Genomic DNA, 16,418 nt, shown 5'->3' with positions numbered 1-16,418 from the left:
TCAGCGCCAACAACTCAAGCCAGAGATTGCGGCTGCGGTCTTTGCTGCCACTCCGCCCCAGATTCTCCAACCCATTGTGACCTCATCTGGAGTACACCTGATTTTGGTTGAGGAAATCATTCAACCGCAATTGGATCAGCAGTTGCGCTCTGAGATTCTTTCAGATTTGTTTTCTGAGTGGCTAAGGGAACAAATGGAACAGATGGAAATTGTTGCCCACTTATAACGGGAGCCCAGATTCCCCAGGTAAACTAGAAAAGTTCGGATAGTTTTCAACTATGACTGGTTTGGCATCTTCTGGGATTAATCGCCTCCATGAAGCCGGACTGACAAAGCCTGTTTGTCAACAGGGCTCGCTTAGGCAGGGAAAAAAGAAGGAGTACTGACAGAAAGTTTACACTTGGATTCAAGTTCCTTGTTTTCTGAGATTCGTTACAAAACTTTATCATAATAGTTACAAAACTTTATATAAAACTGTATAAAAATTGGATTTTCGGAGTGATTAATACAGTGAGGGCAGTCAAGAAAGCATAATCCTCTTAATTGCCAAACCAATCCTATTAAGAATAAGCATTTCTTGATGTAACTCAGACAAATCGGGTGAATCTTTCCGAAGATAGCAATCCACAAATCCTCAAGCCATTGCAATCAATAGGGAGCAAATGACATGGTAAATTACACTGGTGACAACTTAAACAACTACTTCAAAGCACGCAAAGAAAAATATTTTCTTTTCCTAAACACACATTCCGCAGGAAAAATAGAAGAGTTTGCAACAGAAAGTTTACACTTGGATTCAACTTCCTTGTCTTGATGCAATGCGCGAGTCGGGGAAACCACGGCAGCGCGGTCATGGGGGTTTCCCCCAAGACCGCGCTGCCTCCCCGTGAGGCCAATGCATCGCTTTTAGCCTTGTTGTCACCCCCTCAGCAAAAATGGCTGTTTTTTCAGGTTTTGCTGTCGCGCATTTAAACTACCTTTTAGTAAATCAGGAAAAAAACCGTGAAACTCTTGTCCATTCTCCCTTCTGCCTTTTGCATTGCTGTTAGGCATTAAAAATGCATAACAGCTTACAGAGCTTCATAATTACGATGTTTTCAACAAAACTTTACTAACACTTCTTGAAAAATTCATAGAAAGAATTTTATCAGTATAGGCTGTGTCAACACATTTAGCTATCATATGGTTGTAACTTACGTTCAACACAGTGCTCCAGAAAGCAGCGATTTAGAACCAGGTCAGTTGTTGACTCCAGATCAACGACAATTGCTGCTAGAAAGCCTAAAAACCAATTTACGCCCAGAATACCGTCGTCGGATTGAGATTATGTTGCTGGCAGATCAGGGTCAGTCTCAGACTCAAATTTGTACAGCATTACACTGCTCTCAAGAAACCGCACGGTATTGGATTTGCCAACTCCAAACGGGTAACATGCACAATTGGAATGCTTTGCCAATTGGCCGACCTAAGATCATTAATGACCAATACCTTGAACGTTTGAAAGAGCTAGTGAGTCATAGTCCCCGTGAGTATGGCTATTCATTTCACTCTTGGACAGCCCATTGGTTGAACAAGCATCTGACCCGAGAGTTTGGCATTGAAGTCAGCGATCGCCATATCAACCGTTTGCTCAAAAAAATGGGACTTTCCACCCGCAATAAATCCTCCAAGGCCAAGAATACCAAGAATCCTTCTGAAACTGAGGGTTCTGGCATTGTTGTTCGCAACTTGTCTTCTGCCTCATTAACTCAATCGTTGAAATTGTGGCCATTCAATCCACAAAAAAACAGTAGCTTGTACAACTAGTAGAGTTAGTACAGCTAGTATAGCTAATATAGCTATTACAACTAGTACACAGTGGTGGCAATAACTGAGCAGCTAAATGAGTAGCTCATAGTTGGTTATCAAGAGTTAACGTCTAGTCCTGCGGACAACTAATAAGACAACTCATAACTAGTAATAAAATTACTGAAAACTTACTGATAACTGACACTTTTGTAGCAGGCCAAAAACAGATTATTTCTTGCAATCATTAGGAATTAAGGATTGTAAATTCAATCCTAATCAGAGCTAATTCAGTAATATATCATAGGTAGATTTTAGTCAGTCAAAACTTACGGAATGGCATCAAGACATTATACAGATTTTTATTACTGAATCAAAGCTCTAGGAATGTTTTGATTGATTGGAGTAAACTCCATGGTTCAGGATTCATCATCTCAAGGTGCTTTCAAGCAATATTTTGCTCAACAACTTGCCCAGACCCTGGGACAAGCACTCCCTCAACAAGAACTCGACCGCTGCTTCAAAGGTATTAAAATTCTCGAACCAAGGGCAGGTAAGGGATTCTGGCAAGCAGGTAATGGCAATGTTGGCGTTTACATCGTTATCGCTGGCAAAGTCAGGCTCCTTGATCAGCACAATAACTTACTGGCTTCTCTAGAAGCATCCAGCACCTTCGGGGAGCTGACGTTGTTTCCAGAAGAATCGTTTCAGCCTTACACTGCGGTGAGCTTCTGTCAAGCTCAAGGTTTGCTATCTTGCTGGTGAGTTCTTGCAGCCTTTGCTCCGTAACTATCCCACCATCCGGGAGCACCTGCATAAACAAGCGGTATTGCGGGATCTATTCTTATTGTTGTGTCGTCGCAATGGTTTTTTCGAGAATCTACCCCGAGAAGGGTTACTTAAAACGCTATCGCTATTAAAACCCTATACTCTCGAAGTCGGCACACTCCCAGATTCTCTACTAACCAATCAAAGACTTTGGCTGCTCCGACACGGAGAGCTACTCCATGGTTCTGGCAAAAGCCTTAATGCTGGCAGCATCTACACTCCCTCCCAGTTAAAGGAAGGAAACTCTTGGCAGGTGAGGATGCCAACTAAGCTATATAGTCTCAGCAATGCTGATAGCAAAATTGCCCTACTCCACTTGCCACAACTTAGTGAGCTGATTGAGTCTGATGCTACCCCATCGGCTAATGACCAACCTATGCCAGCATTGGCTAAGACCTTGTCAGCTGTCGCACCGTCTCAAGCACCTCCAGAGGGAAAACCAAAGCCCAAGACCCGTCGAGTTTACTTTCCTAACCCCACAATCAAAGTCAGCCATTGGTGGCAGCAAGTTACTCAAAGCTATCCGTTCTTTGCCCAACAGAGTTCCTCAGATTGTGGTGCTGCTTGTTTAGTGATGATTGGTCGCTACTGGGGTAAACGTTTCAGTGTTAATCGTTTGCGGGATGTTGCCAATGTTGACCGCAATGGCACATCACTACGAGGTCTAGCAGCAGCAGCAGAAAGCATCGGCTTTTCTACCCGACCGGTCAAAGCTAGTCTCGACCGATTGGCAAAAGAGAAACTGCCCGCTATTGCCCATTGGGAAGGCAGACACTACATCGTGGTCTATAAAGTCACTCGCGATCGCGTAATTGTAGGAGACCCTGCCATTGGTCAAAAAACCTTCAACCATTCTGATTTCAAAGCAAATTGGACTGGCTATGCCCTTCTGTTGCAACCCACAGCAATGCTGAAGGAAGCCAAGGAGGCGAGTGTTGCCTTCTGGCAGTTCTTTGAATTAATGAAACCTCACGGGCTGGTGCTTTTAGAGGTATTGATCGCATCTATCTTAGTTCAGATCTTCGGACTAGTTACACCTCTATTCACACAGCTATTGTTAGACCGGGTAATAGTGCAAGGTAGTACCCTGACCTTAAACGCTGTTGGCTTAGGCTTGCTGCTGTTTGGCTTATTCCAAATTGCCATGACTGGCTTGCGGCAATATTTGCTAGACCACACCGCTAACAAAGTTGATCTAGCCTTGATTGTCGGGTTTATTCGCCATACCTTCCGATTACCCTTAAACTTCTTTGAATCCCGTTTTGTCGGTGACATTGTCTCCCGAGTCCAGGAAAACGAAAAAATTCAAAGCTTCCTCACTGGCGAAGCTATATCAATCTTGCTCGACTTACTCACTGTTTTTGTCTACGTGAGTCTGATGTTCTGGTACAGCTGGAAACTCGCAGCGCTAGTGTTGTTAATTGTGCCGCCATTTTTCCTGCTGGCATTAATAGCCACCCCCTTCTTGCGCCGGATTTCCCGAGAAATATTCGATGCTTTAGTTAATCAAGAAAGCTATCTGATCGAAACCCTGACCGGGATTAACACAATTAAATCCATGGCAGTTGAACAAACAGTGCGCTGGCATTGGGAGGAACTCCTGAATAAGTCTATCAAAACTAGCTTTTCTGGGCAAATCATCAGTAACCAATTACAAATATTCAGTAACACTATCGAAACTGTTGCTACTACTACTCTGCTGTGGTATGGAGCGTGGTTGGTGATTCAAAACCAACTTACCATCGGTCAATTAGTCGCCTTTGATATGTTGCTAAATAATGTGATTGACCCCTTCCAGCGCATAACGGTGTTGTGGAATGAATTGCAGGAAGTGCTGATTGCAGTGGAACGGATCAATGATGTGCTGGATGCGGAACCAGAAGAAGATTTGCAGCAGCAATCTCGTCAATCGTTACCAGAACTGAGGGGTCACATTCGTTTTGAGCAAGTCACCTTTCGTTATCACCCTCAAAGCGATATTAATGTACTCGAAAATCTCAGTTTTGAGGTAAAACCAGGGCAAATGGTAGCCCTAGTCGGTCGCAGTGGTTCAGGGAAAACCACCATTTCCAAATTAGTTTTGGGGCTTTATATCCCCACAGATGGCAAAGTGTTAATTGATGGTCAAGACATCACCAGTCTTTCCCTGCGCTCATTGCGGGAGCAAATTGGTGTAGTTAACCAAGATACATTTCTGTTTGGCAAAACCATTCGGGAAAACATTGCCATGGGTGATCCCTTAGCAACCCTAGAAGAAATTATGGAAGCAGCGCGACAGGCTGGTGCAGATGAATTTATTAAACAGCTACCCATGGGTTATGAGACTCAAATTGGCGAGGGGGGTGGTATGTTATCTGGTGGTCAACGTCAGCGCCTAGCGATCGCCCGTGCTTTGGTAGGGAATCCCCGCTTGTTGATTTTAGATGAAGCTACCAGCAACCTAGATGCTGAATCCGAGCGCATCATTCAAACTAACTTCAACTCAATTTTAAAAAATCGAACCACCTTAGTTATTGCTCATCGCCTCTCTACCGTGCGCCAAGCTGATGTAATTCTAGTACTTGATCGAGGAATCTTGGTCGAAAGTGGTAACCACGAAACATTGATGGCTAAGCGTGGTCACTACTTCTATCTCAATCAGCAACAACTGACCGTTACTGTTGGTGATTGAAATCCTAATTAAAGGAAATAGGGAATCGGGAACAGGGAACAGCGGATCTGGGAACAGGGAATCGGGAATCGGGAATCGGGAATCGGGAATCGGGAATCGGGAATCGGGAATCGGGAACAGGGAAAAAATGCTGTGTACTTCATAGTTATGAAAAACGCTTTATCATTCTTGTTTGATAGTCAAATTAAACTCACAAAAACAAATTAAAATCTACATAAATTTATGATCTTTATGTACATAAAGATCATAAAAATTCAAGAATATAAAACGTTTTTAATAGTAATAAGTTACACATAATTTTTCCCCTACTCCCTACTCCCTACTCCCTACTCCCTACTCCCTACTCCCGATTCCCTACTCCCTACTCCCTACTCCCTACTCCCTACTCCCTACTCCCTACTCCCGATTCCCTACTCCCTGTTCCCTTTTTTAAAAATGCTATAGCAATTACCAATTGTGGATTATGCCATACGACCCTAACTCAGGCTTTCCTAACCCAAGCTTTCCTAACTCAGGCTTTCCTAAAAAGCCAAACGATGACCATATAAATAGCAATAGTTTAGTAACCAATCCACCGGACTCCTTTAACACTAATCAGACACCACCACCAAGCCAATCAATCTCATCACAATCAGCATCACAATCAGCCTCATCACAATCTCTCGGTGATGACTGGTCTGAAGTCACCCATGACTTGCTCAATACCTTGCCACGACCGTGGACTAGGGGATTGCTCTATCTGTTAGTGATCTGTGCCGGGACCCTTTTACCTTGGTCAATGCTCTCCAAGGTAGATGAGACCGGGAGTGCCAGAGGGCGGATTGAGCCTAAGGGGAAAACCATTAGGTTGGATGCACCAGTTTCTGGAACGGTGGCTGCCCTGAAAGTGAAAGAGGGGGAGATCGTCAAGGCAGGACAGATTTTACTGGAGTTAGAATCAGATTTAGTTCGTGCTGAGCTTGAGCAGTTGCATCAAAGACAGACAGGTCAACACAATCGGCTGGCGCAGTTGGACATACTCAAGAATCAATTGATGCTGGGGCTGCATACCCAACAGCAACAGAACCAAGCTCAAGAATTGGAAAAACAGGTTCAAGTGGAGCAGGCAAAGTATAATCTAGATTCTCTCAATAATATCCATAATTTACAAAAAGATGAAAAACTGGCCCAAATCAATCAAGTTAAGCAATCGATTGAGTCGAGTCAAGCAACGTATAAATTAGCATTAATTCGGTTATCAGCTGCCCAGGAAAGACTCCCACGCTACAAACAAGCCTTTGAGCAAGGTGTCATTTCACAAGACCGCTTCATTGAAGCAGAACAGCTGGTAAAAGAAAACTACCAAAGCGTTATGCAAGCCCAGTCCGATATTTTGCAAGCCAAGTCTCGCCTCAAAGAGCAGCAAGGCAGCTACGAGCGGATTATTCATGAAGCTAAGGCTGATATTCAGCAAGCTGAACTTCGCCTAAAAGAACAGAAACGTAGCTATCAGAGTCTAGTGCAAGGGAGTAAACTGGCGATGCTAAAAATTGAGGAACAGCTGAAAAATTTGGAAACAGAAATTACTACCCTGCAAGCAGAAATTGCCCAGGCTAAAACCCAGATTAAATCCTTGGAATTTCAGTTAGAGCAACGAGTACTCAAGGCTCCTGCTACTGGCACAGTTTTTCATTTGCCCATCCAAGGCGCTGGAGATGTTGTCCAACCGGGAGAGGTAATTGTAGAGATTGCACCAGAGAATTCATCCCTAGTACTGCGAGCGCAAATAGCGACTACAGAGAGTGGGTCTTTACAGGTAGGAATGCCAGTGAAGATGAAGTTTGATGCCTATCCCTTCCAAAACTATGGAGTCTTGAAAGGTAACTTGAGTTGGATTTCCCCAGACTCTAAGATGACAGAAACCAACCAAGGCAAGCTAGAAAGCTTTGAACTGGAAATCGAGTTAGAAAAGCCCTATATCGAAGCCCGAGACAAAAAGATTACCTTAACTCCAGGTCAGACTGCAACAGCAGAGGTGATTGTCCGGCAGCGTCGTGTTATTGATTTCGTTCTGGATCCATTTAAAAAGTTGCAAAAAAGTGGTTTAGAGCTTTGACATCAATTTTTGTTAATCATTTATTAGCTGAATGCTTACGATTCAGATATCGATAGTTTTGTCAACTTTGTTCAGATATTACTTGACTCGCTCTAATGATGATAATCTAGACTAATAAGTACCACCTACTTATTAGACCATAGCCGCGATGTCTTTGACTCAAGAATTAAAAACTCCAACAGAGATTGCAACAACTGTACCGGAAGATGTTATATTCCCCCCTAGGGATTTACTCAGTGACGAACCACCTTTGGAAACTGATCTACATCGACTACAAATGACCCTACTCATCCAATGCCTAGAGTGGTTGTGGGATGAGCGTGATGATTTCTATGTCTCGGGAAATCTGACTATTTATTACAGTCCTCGACAACGTAAGTCTGAAGAATTTCGTGGGCCTGACTTTTTTGTGGTGCTGGGAACTGAGCGCAAACCTCGGAATAGTTGGGTAGTATGGCAAGAAGAGGGGAAGTATCCGAATGTGATTGTAGAAATTATTTCCCCTACCACGGCAGATACGGACCGAGGATTAAAGAAACAAATCTACCAGGATACATTCCGTACTCCCGACTATTTCTGGTTTGACCCCAACACCCTGGAATTGAAGGGCTTCCACTTGGTAGATGGTTGTTATCTCGAACTTGAGCCTAATCAAGAAGGTTGGTTGTGGAGTCAACAGTTGGCACTATATTTGGGAATTTATGACTCAAAATTACGTTGGTTTACCGCAGAAGGACAACTAGTTCCCACCCCTACTGAAGCAGCCGAACTCGAAAAGCAACGAGCCGAACAAGAATGTCAGCAAAAGGAACAAGCTCAGGAGCAATTAGCTCAAATGGAGTCATTATTAGCTCGTTATCGAGAACAGTTCGGTGATTTGCATCACTGATATAGCATTTCTCATAGCTATGAAATACACAGGATTTTTTCCCTGTTCCCAGATCCGCTGTTCCCTGTTCCCTATTCCCTAAAACCCATAATTTTGTAACTCATCCCATTGATAAATGCTATATTTGTAATGAATGTAATTGTGTATAGGTTCCATCTTTCGCCAGCAGTTGAGGGTGATTGCCAACTTCGACTATATGCCCTCGTTCCATAACTACAATCCGGTCAGCTTTCCGAATCGTTGACAGGCGATGAGCTACCACAAAGGTTGTGCGGTTTTCCATCAAGTGTTCCAAAGCGTCCTGAATCAAAGCTTCCGAAGCAGTATCTAGAGACGATGTTGCTTCATCGAGAACTAACACCCGTGGATTACGAATTAAAGCACGAGCAATCGCTAGTCGTTGCCGTTGACCACCAGAAAGTTTTGCCCCATTTTCCCCAATTAGAGTATCAAGCCCCGAGGGCAATTCCTGAATAAATTCTAAGGCATTGGCATCCTGAATCGCCTTGAGTAACTGTTCTTCATCCAATTGTTCACTGCCGTACACAATATTCTCTCGCACCGTACCTTCAAATAAGATAGTCTCCTGGGAAACCACTGACAGGAATTTCCGATAGGTCTGTAGGTCGAGGCTACTCATATCTGTACCATCTAGTAAAACTCTTCCGGTCGTGGGAGCCATGAAACCAATAATCAGACTTAATAAGGTCGATTTTCCGGCTCCGGATGGTCCGACGATGGCAATGGTTTCCCCAGGATTGACCTGTAGACAAAAGTCTTGAATAGCAAACTGTTCCGTATCGGGATACTTATAACTAACGGACTCAAAGGTGAATTCACCACGCACCTGTTGCAGAGCTATCTTACCAGGATTGCGCTCTAGGTCAGGACACTCGATAATTTCACCCACTGAGCGAATGGATTCAAACCCTTTGCCAATCTGTGGCAATACCGCTAATATTTGCACTATCGAGTTAGTCAGGGAATCAAAATAACCAGTCAGTAACACCACATCTCCCACTGTGATTGACCATTGGTTGGTATAGACTAACCAGGCTGAGGTGATCAAGCAAACTAGACTGAATAAGCGTAGGGTTACCCAAGAAGAGGCATCGGTAATCGCGTTAATCGAGTCAAGTCGGACTGCTGCCTGTTTGACCGTCACTAACTTGCCATCAATCCGTTCCATCTCAGTCTGTTGAGCACCATGAGCTCGTGTGACTGGGATTAGCTGAATCATCTCGATTAAGCTAGCTGCCATTTCTTCGAGTTGTTGTCTCAAAGCAGAATTGCGATCGCGAATCGGTCGTCTGAGTACCGAGATCAGAATCACAGCCGCTGGGACAGTTCCCAGGAAGAACAGCAGGAACCAAGGAGCACGAATGGCGGTAGCGACAATTGCTACTAAGATAGTTAGCACAGCAGCAGGGACAAACTGGAACAGGGTTGTTGCCAACCCTTGAATTTGTTCCACATCCCGCAACAGTTTGGTTTGTAGTGCTCCCTTGCTGTTATTTTTGTAGAACCCAATGGAAAGCAGTTGCAGCTGCTGGGTGATTAGTGAGCGCAGATTCGACTCCATGTTGCGAGTCGCCAGACTCATAAACCGGATGTGTAAGTAATGGGTGGGGATATTTTGCAGTATAGAAATCCCTAAGATAGCCCCATTAATCCATAACTCCGAGAGTGGGTGAGTGCTTGGGTTGGAAATAATATCAATCACATTAGCAATCACCAATGGTCTGATCCATTCCGGACTGTGTTTGATCACATACACCGCCATCGACAGTCCGATTTTACCTAGGTCTTGGCGGTAGAGATAAAGTAGTGTCCGGAAGGGGTACTCACTCCGATACTCCTGAGGAGGTGACTCCTTCGGTAGATTAGATGCTGCCGTAACACTTTCCACGGATAATGCTTTCATGTCCCCAGTCCCTATGTCTCCTCTAACTGGTACTGTCTTGACACATGGACTGTAAAGAAACAGACAAGGAATTGTCGATTCTTATAAAGAAACAAAAAATATTTTTTTTATCAAAACTATGTCTTTTTGACAGTCTTTATCGTCGCCATAACGGTAGTTATAAACATGTATTGATTGCCTAATCCAACCCTAAGCATTTTATTTATAAAAAACTAATTTTTGTATGTTTTTTAAAATCTAAATTTTACTATAGCATTCGAAGCAAAGCTTAGGAGATATTTCTTTTACTTGCTCCCTACTCCCTGCTCCCTGCTCCCTGCTCCCTTTACACTAGAATAGTATGTCCTAAACTATACTTCCATTGCTATAAAAATTTACTTATTTAAGACCCCAATAATTTGGGGTCACTACCTATTTATCACTACCATTTATTCAGCATCACTATCAACACCCGCACCCCTACCGCTAGTCTCAATTACGGGATAGTAATTTTTAGGTTTATCACCCACGGTAAGCCCACCATGAAGCATGGCTTGCATTTCTGAACCAAAGAAAGTATAGGGAAATTTTAATTCTGGAGTACTTACCTGATTAAGACGCATTACATGCTCCTCGCTCAGGGTAAAATCTAATGCCTGTAGATTATCCTGAAGCTGATGGGGTTTAGTCGCACCAATAATCACCGAAGCAATACCAGGTTGGTTAGCCGCCCAATTTACTGCTACTTGAGCCATACTGCGTCCTACCTCTGTTGCCACAGCTTCTAACTCTGCCACAATTTTCCAATTGCGATCGCTAAACTTTTGAAAAGCTGGATTAATTGACTCTTTCATCGCTTCTAAGCGACCTTCACCCATGCCACCATCTTCACTAGGGCGATATTTACCACTGAGTAAACCACTAGCAAGGGGACTCCACACCATAATTCCCATACCGTGTTCTGTACCAAAAGGGACAAACTCATTTTCAATATTCCGTTCTACCAGGGAATATTCTAATTGCAGCGTGGATAACGTTTCATACCCTCTTAACTCCGCAATAGTTTGCGCACGAGAAGCATACCAAGCAGGAACATCAGAAAGACCAATATAACGCACCTTACCAGAGCGAACTAGATCATCTAGGGTACGCATCACCTCTGCAGCGCTCGTAATTCTATCCCAGGTATGTAATATATAGAGATCAATATAGTCAGTATTTAAACGCTTGAGCGACCCTTCCACTGCACGCATAATATTTTTACGTCCATTGCCCCCAGCATTAGGATTGCCAGGTTCTCCGTTGTAGGAAAATTTGGTAGCAATCACCATCAAGTCCCGCAAATTACGCTCAGCAATAAACTCTCCTAACCAAGTTTCACTCGTCCCATTGGTATAAAGGTCAGCGGTATCAATAAAGTTACCACCTGCTTCGACATAATCATCAAAAAGGGTTTTGGCGGTTGTACGGTCTGCTCCCCAGCCCCACTCAGTGCCAAAAGTCATTGTTCCAAGAGCTAGGCGACTGACGCGCAATCCAGAACGACCAAGGGTGTAATAGTTATTCACAGACATAATAAATATTGCCTTCGGACTATTGTGGTAAGGGTTATCGCTCAAGGGGAGCAAGGCTGATGATTGAACCCAGAAAAAAAGGCTTTTTCCAGACTCGACCGATCCTTCCCCTTTAAGTATTCCAAGAGCTAGCGCTGTAAACTTCTGGGATCGAGAGCATCCCGCAAGCCATCCCCAAGTAAATTAAACGCCAACACTGTCAGAATAATCAGCAGTGCTGGCGGCCAAATCAACCAAGGCTGTAGCACGATGATTGAGGCATTGGTTGCCAAAGACAACAAATTTCCCCAGGACGGGTCAGGTTGCTGAATTCCCAACCCAATCAAACTCAGCACCGACTCGGCCACAATGAAACCAGGAACTGCCAAGGTTGCTGAGATAATCACATAGGAAGCTGTCTGGGGCAGAACGTGGCGTACAATGATATAAAAGGGATTCGCCCCCATAGTTTTGGCAGCTTGGACAAATTCCCGCTCCTTAATCGATAACACCTGTCCTCGAATCACTCGTGCTAAGCCAGACCAGCTAATAAACGAGGTAATCAAAACAATTAACAAAAACCGTTGGGCACTAGTTAGACCAGGTGGTAGCACAGCAGCTAAGGCGACGAGTAGGTAAATACCAGGAATAGTCATCAAAACTTCTACCAGACGCATGATGATCCCATCTACCCAACCGCCGAAATAGCCGGAAATTCCCCCAATGATTAGACCAAGGGGAAAGGAGATTGCAATTCCGACTAGACCAATACTAAGACTAATCCGACCCCCATACACCAAGCGACTAAACTGATCACGAGCTTGCTCATCGGTACCTAATAGATTAATCTTACCCTCACCCACCGTACCGAACAGGTGACGGTTGAAGGGAATCGCTCCAAACAACTTATACTCCCGACCTGGAACAAATAGACCAACTGGCGACGGCTTCTGCCAGTCTACATTTAGTTTGCGATCGCCTGTCTCTAAATCCGTTGGTCCTTGGGTTGTGGGATAGACATGGGGACCAATAAACTGTTTGGTTTGCTGGTTACGCCAGTAGATCTTGGTAGGTGGTAGCAGGGAACCATCTGGCTGAGACACATAAGGATCATAGGGAGCAACAACATCTGCTGCAATGACAATTAGATAAAACGTCAATAGTAGCAATGCCCCAAAACGGGCGAGAGGGTTCTTGGTAAGTTTTTGCCACCAGTTCATAGGATTCTGACTCCGAAAGGGCGAAAAGCACCTCGCGTTTACTTAGTATAGGTCTTAAAAGCATGGATATTAGTATGGGCGTCCGTGCATTAGCTATGTGCAAGCCCATACCCCATACTAATAAGATGGTATCGAAATCTGGTGCAACCATCCTTGAGCCAACACCCTTGACCCAACACCGTTCACCCTTAAGCCTTCACCTTTAATAGCTTCTGGTTATATAGCCATTATCATATTAATGAGGTACACAGGATTTTTTACCTATTCCCTATTCCCTGTTCCCTAAAACCCGGGCTTAAAGTACCTCAATAGATTGGTAAATGCTATACATTAACCTTTTGTGTCATTTTCACCATTCCATTTTGATTGTGTGAGTGTTCAACCACAAACACATTGGAGAAGAGATTAGCCGTAATTTGTTTACCTTCCTGAGTTAAGGATAGGTAACGTAAGGCATCCTGAATATAAGGATATACCCCATTCCAGTAAAACTTAGAGTAGCCTTCCCGCAGATCTCCAGGATGGCGGTATCCAATGGCTTTGTTAAATCCAGTTTCTTCAAACTCATAGAACAAAGCAGTAGTTTTTTTGAGATAGCGTGGGTCACTCAGTTGACCAATCAAGTCAGAGGCGCGAATCAATCCAGGATAGTTACCTGTATCTTGATGATCCCCTTGCTTCGGCACAGGGAAACGAGTCAGTTCAATGTTGCGCTTGATAAACTCGGCATCAATCAGGTTGTGACCACCAAAGCGCTCATCAATAAATAATTTTGCCCGATCGACATGATAAGGAGTCAGAGCAGCATCGGTAGACCCTTGGGGTAAATGAACCATCTCCCCATTTTGACCAGTAGCGTAGAGTCGTTCATTTTCTCGGTCTTGGCGACATACTCCTTTAACATAGCCAATATCATGACATGCCAAAGAAATGATAAAGTGTAACCAATTATCAGGAGTGACACCACCTTCCCGGATATGTTTGCCTCGCAAAATCTCCTGTCCGACGAGGGTAACTAGAATGGAGTGTTCCACATCGTGATAGAGCGCATCACTGTTGGCAATATTTTCCATCGCCATGCTGCCAGCCCAAGCAATTATATCTTCGTTGTCAGGGTTGAGTCCCCCGTAAGTTCGGCGGTAGCCTTCTCGGAGTCTTATAACAAAGGCGTTAATTAGAATTTCAGTGGTGTTAAACATGATTTTTGATTGACTTAAATGCTAAGACTTATTCCAGTATTCCCATGACACTGGCTTAGTTTTACTAGTTTGGTAGAATTGAATTTTTGGTAGTTTAACCTTTTGTATCGGTCCCTTAGGGTTAACACCTCAGATCTAAACTCTCAGATCTAAACTGGGTAATCCTTGGGCGCTATATCAGCAGCAATGGGGAACGCTTATATTTGTCTACAGCTTACCAAAAAGCTAAGCTGAAAGCCCCGAGGAGATCCTGTCGAGGTAATTAACCTTAATAAAAATCTGCCCCATCTCCCTCTCAATCTTCTTTATGATAGGTATTTAAGGGGACTTCATTTAGCAATTCTCAATCGGGTCAAGTACCTGACCCAATTAAGAAGTGCTACAATACCAATGATAGTTAAATAATAGTTAAATATTAGTTAAAGGATTGCGGGTGTAATTCAGTGGTAGAATGTCAGCTTCCCAAGCTGGACGTCGTCGGTTCGAGTCCGATCACCCGCTTGTTGGATCCATGCTAACGAGCATCCCCTGGTGAATAAATCACACCAGGTGTGTGGTCATGATTAATTTCAACCACCAAGTCTACTAGATTTGGGTTTCTAGTCAGGGGTGTAATGAATAATTCTGGATGGAGAGCTTTCCAAAAATAGTTGACAAAATCTCTAATTTGTCTATCTCCCATCCCTGACTTACCCTGAGCAATCATCTGTTTCTCTGCCTGTAGTCGCCATTGCTGACTGAGGCGGTAGTCAGTAGGGTAGAGTACCATCAATCGGTCTAATCGTTCCCAGAGGGGTACATAAAGGCTCAGTTGCTGATTCATATCCCGAGCAAACTCTCGGTCTTCCAGGGTCTGAATCGGTTCTGGAAGGGAGCCATCAAACACTTCTGGCTCAATGGGTCGAACCCCAACAAACCACCCTTCAAACAATACAATATCAATACTTTCGACCACCTCTGGAGTGATTCGGTCTCCAGCCCCCCCAAAAGCTGACTTATCAAACCGAGGCACGAGGATTTCTGGGGTAGAGGAAGGGGATCGTAATTGGTCTAATAGCTGTAAACCCAGCTCAACATCATGAGTTCCAGGGGGACCACGCCAGATCAGCCTGCGGTCTTGTTCTTGAAGCTGTTGTCGCTCCTTGTAGGTTTTGTAGAGGTCATCGATAGACAGGCTGAGAGTGCGTTCGCCTAGCTTGTGGAGAATCACACTTAAGACTGTGGCTAGAGTCGTTTTCCCGGTGCCCTGCCCTCCTAATATGCCTTGAATCAAAGGACGTCCCAGCTGTTTACGACAGGATACCAACGCCATGGCTAAAGGAAGCCAGAGGTTCCAAAGGCATAAGAGAGTCTTTTGCTGTGTTTCAGGAGTAGTTTCAAAATACGGTAGAGCGAGAATATCTGGGTAGACTATCTCAAACAAATGCGATCGCGTTTGGATTACCTGTTCACCATTATCCTCTGTGATGCCAAACGCCTTTGCCTTTAGGTGATCAGCCAGTTCAAAAGCCAACAGTTGCTGAGATTCAAGGGGATTTGGTGTTTGTCCTGATACCCACTGCTCTAGAATTTGACCAACGCTCTTGGTGTGACTTATCATTTATCCCTTGTCGGTCAGTAGTTGCATGGGATATCTCCCTTCTAAGGATTCAGCAGTGATCGTGATTACGAACTGATTACGAACTGATTAATAACTGATTACTATTTTAAGAGCCAAGCTTGAAGGCTTCTAAATACATACTGTATACCAGACCAATCTTAAAAGCATTGACTAGATCTGCCAACCATGAAACCCGGTCAACGGTTTGATTTAATTGGCCTTTTGGAAATTTAACGCTATAAATAAACCGGTTAACTGCTTCTGTAAAAATAATCAACATCCCAGATAGTATCCATTCCTGGCCAGTTCCTGCTGTAGTACACAGGGCTTGTCCTACCAAGAAGCCAAACAGAAAGCTAATCAGGACCATCGACAGGCGTCGCCAGGGATTAGCAAACCATAGCCCCAGCCGCGTCCATAAAAAATCAACTAAATTATTAAGACGGGTATTCTGCATCTACTACACTCATTGAAACAAGAATAACACACGTGTAGACCATGCTATCCCTTTTTGGACTCATGATAGCCTGCTAGACCTCAATCACCCCCTAGGGCGTGTTTTCAAACTATAACCACAACAAAATTAATCCGATTTCTAACATAGCTGTATAATTTATAGCAAGTTTTTCGTATCGGGTAGCGATGCGGCGAAACTGTAAGAGGTCTGTTGATAGC

Annotated in this window: 14 protein-coding genes and 1 tRNA gene; 8 read left to right on the top strand and 7 right to left on the bottom strand. The window is 44.0% G+C overall.

Annotated features, from left to right (window positions below; all coding sequences use genetic code 11):
- From F6J99_RS27505 to F6J99_RS27485, 5 genes are all read left to right on the top strand, one after another.
- Window positions 1-226 (top strand): peptidylprolyl isomerase (locus F6J99_RS27505; RefSeq protein WP_293117274.1); only part of this gene is annotated, 226 nt, incomplete at its 5' end.
- Between the two features lie 587 nt (window positions 227-813).
- Window positions 814-972 (top strand): hypothetical protein, encoded by a 159-nt coding sequence (locus F6J99_RS27500; protein ID WP_293117272.1) that lies wholly within the window; start codon window positions 814-816, stop codon window positions 970-972.
- 210 nt (window positions 973-1,182) lie between these two features.
- A complete protein-coding gene (locus F6J99_RS27495; protein WP_293117269.1) occupies window positions 1,183-1,806 on the top strand; it encodes a helix-turn-helix domain-containing protein in 624 nt (207 codons plus the stop codon).
- A 393-nt stretch (window positions 1,807-2,199) separates the two neighbouring features.
- Window positions 2,200-2,550 (top strand): hypothetical protein, encoded by a 351-nt coding sequence (locus tag F6J99_RS27490; RefSeq protein ID WP_293117267.1) that lies wholly within the window; start codon window positions 2,200-2,202, stop codon window positions 2,548-2,550.
- 4 nt (window positions 2,551-2,554) lie between these two features.
- Window positions 2,555-5,284 carry a peptidase domain-containing ABC transporter gene (locus F6J99_RS27485; protein WP_293117264.1) on the top strand — a complete coding sequence of 910 codons (2,730 nt, stop codon included), beginning with the start codon at window positions 2,555-2,557 and terminating at the stop codon, window positions 5,282-5,284.
- Window positions 5,285-5,292: 8 nt separating this feature from the next.
- Here F6J99_RS27485 and F6J99_RS27480 read toward each other — a convergent pair whose 3' ends face one another.
- Complete coding sequence (locus F6J99_RS27480; protein ID WP_293117261.1) at window positions 5,293-5,427, bottom strand: hypothetical protein; 135 nt, start codon at window positions 5,425-5,427, stop codon at window positions 5,293-5,295.
- 320 nt (window positions 5,428-5,747) lie between these two features.
- On the opposite strand from F6J99_RS27480, the gene F6J99_RS27475 reads away from it, so the two are divergent.
- Window positions 5,748-7,379 (top strand): HlyD family efflux transporter periplasmic adaptor subunit, encoded by a 1,632-nt coding sequence (locus F6J99_RS27475; protein WP_293117259.1) that lies wholly within the window; start codon window positions 5,748-5,750, stop codon window positions 7,377-7,379.
- Window positions 7,380-7,527: 148 nt separating this feature from the next.
- Entirely contained in the window at window positions 7,528-8,268 is a 741-nt protein-coding gene (locus tag F6J99_RS27470) for a Uma2 family endonuclease (RefSeq protein ID WP_293117257.1), read from the top strand.
- A 118-nt stretch (window positions 8,269-8,386) separates the two neighbouring features.
- Here F6J99_RS27470 and F6J99_RS27465 read toward each other — a convergent pair whose 3' ends face one another.
- The 4 genes from F6J99_RS27465 to F6J99_RS27450 all read right to left on the bottom strand — a co-directional run bounded on the left by F6J99_RS27465 (window position 8,387) and on the right by F6J99_RS27450 (window position 14,143).
- Window positions 8,387-10,192: an ABC transporter ATP-binding protein gene (locus tag F6J99_RS27465; protein ID WP_293117254.1), complete on the bottom strand. Its 1,806-nt coding sequence runs from the start codon at window positions 10,190-10,192 to the stop codon at window positions 8,387-8,389.
- Between the two features lie 428 nt (window positions 10,193-10,620).
- Window positions 10,621-11,745, bottom strand: a complete 1,125-nt coding sequence (locus F6J99_RS27460) for an aldo/keto reductase (RefSeq protein WP_293117251.1) — start codon at window positions 11,743-11,745, stop codon at window positions 10,621-10,623.
- 128 nt (window positions 11,746-11,873) lie between these two features.
- Window positions 11,874-12,944 (bottom strand): ABC transporter permease, encoded by a 1,071-nt coding sequence (locus tag F6J99_RS27455; RefSeq protein WP_070396027.1) that lies wholly within the window; start codon window positions 12,942-12,944, stop codon window positions 11,874-11,876.
- Between the two features lie 323 nt (window positions 12,945-13,267).
- Entirely contained in the window at window positions 13,268-14,143 is an 876-nt protein-coding gene (locus F6J99_RS27450; protein ID WP_070396026.1) for an Npun_R2479 family HD domain-containing metalloprotein, read from the bottom strand.
- 429 nt (window positions 14,144-14,572) lie between these two features.
- On the opposite strand from F6J99_RS27450, the gene F6J99_RS27445 reads away from it, so the two are divergent.
- Window positions 14,573-14,644 (top strand) — tRNA-Gly (locus tag F6J99_RS27445).
- Window positions 14,645-14,657: 13 nt separating this feature from the next.
- Here the strand turns inward: F6J99_RS27445 and F6J99_RS27440 are convergent.
- Both F6J99_RS27440 and F6J99_RS27435 read right to left on the bottom strand, forming a co-directional pair.
- Window positions 14,658-15,743 carry a glycerate kinase gene (locus tag F6J99_RS27440; protein WP_293117246.1) on the bottom strand — a complete coding sequence of 362 codons (1,086 nt, stop codon included), beginning with the start codon at window positions 15,741-15,743 and terminating at the stop codon, window positions 14,658-14,660.
- A 106-nt stretch (window positions 15,744-15,849) separates the two neighbouring features.
- Window positions 15,850-16,200: a DUF565 domain-containing protein gene (locus tag F6J99_RS27435; RefSeq protein ID WP_070396024.1), complete on the bottom strand. Its 351-nt coding sequence runs from the start codon at window positions 16,198-16,200 to the stop codon at window positions 15,850-15,852.
- Between the last annotated feature and the right edge of the window lie 218 nt (window positions 16,201-16,418).

Source organism: Moorena sp. SIO4G3 (assembly GCF_010692305.1).
Taxonomy (GTDB): Bacteria; Cyanobacteriota; Cyanobacteriia; order Cyanobacteriales; family Coleofasciculaceae; genus Moorena; species Moorena producens_A.
Note: the sequence above shows the minus strand (reverse complement) of the source record. Positions and strands in the feature narration are given on the sequence as shown.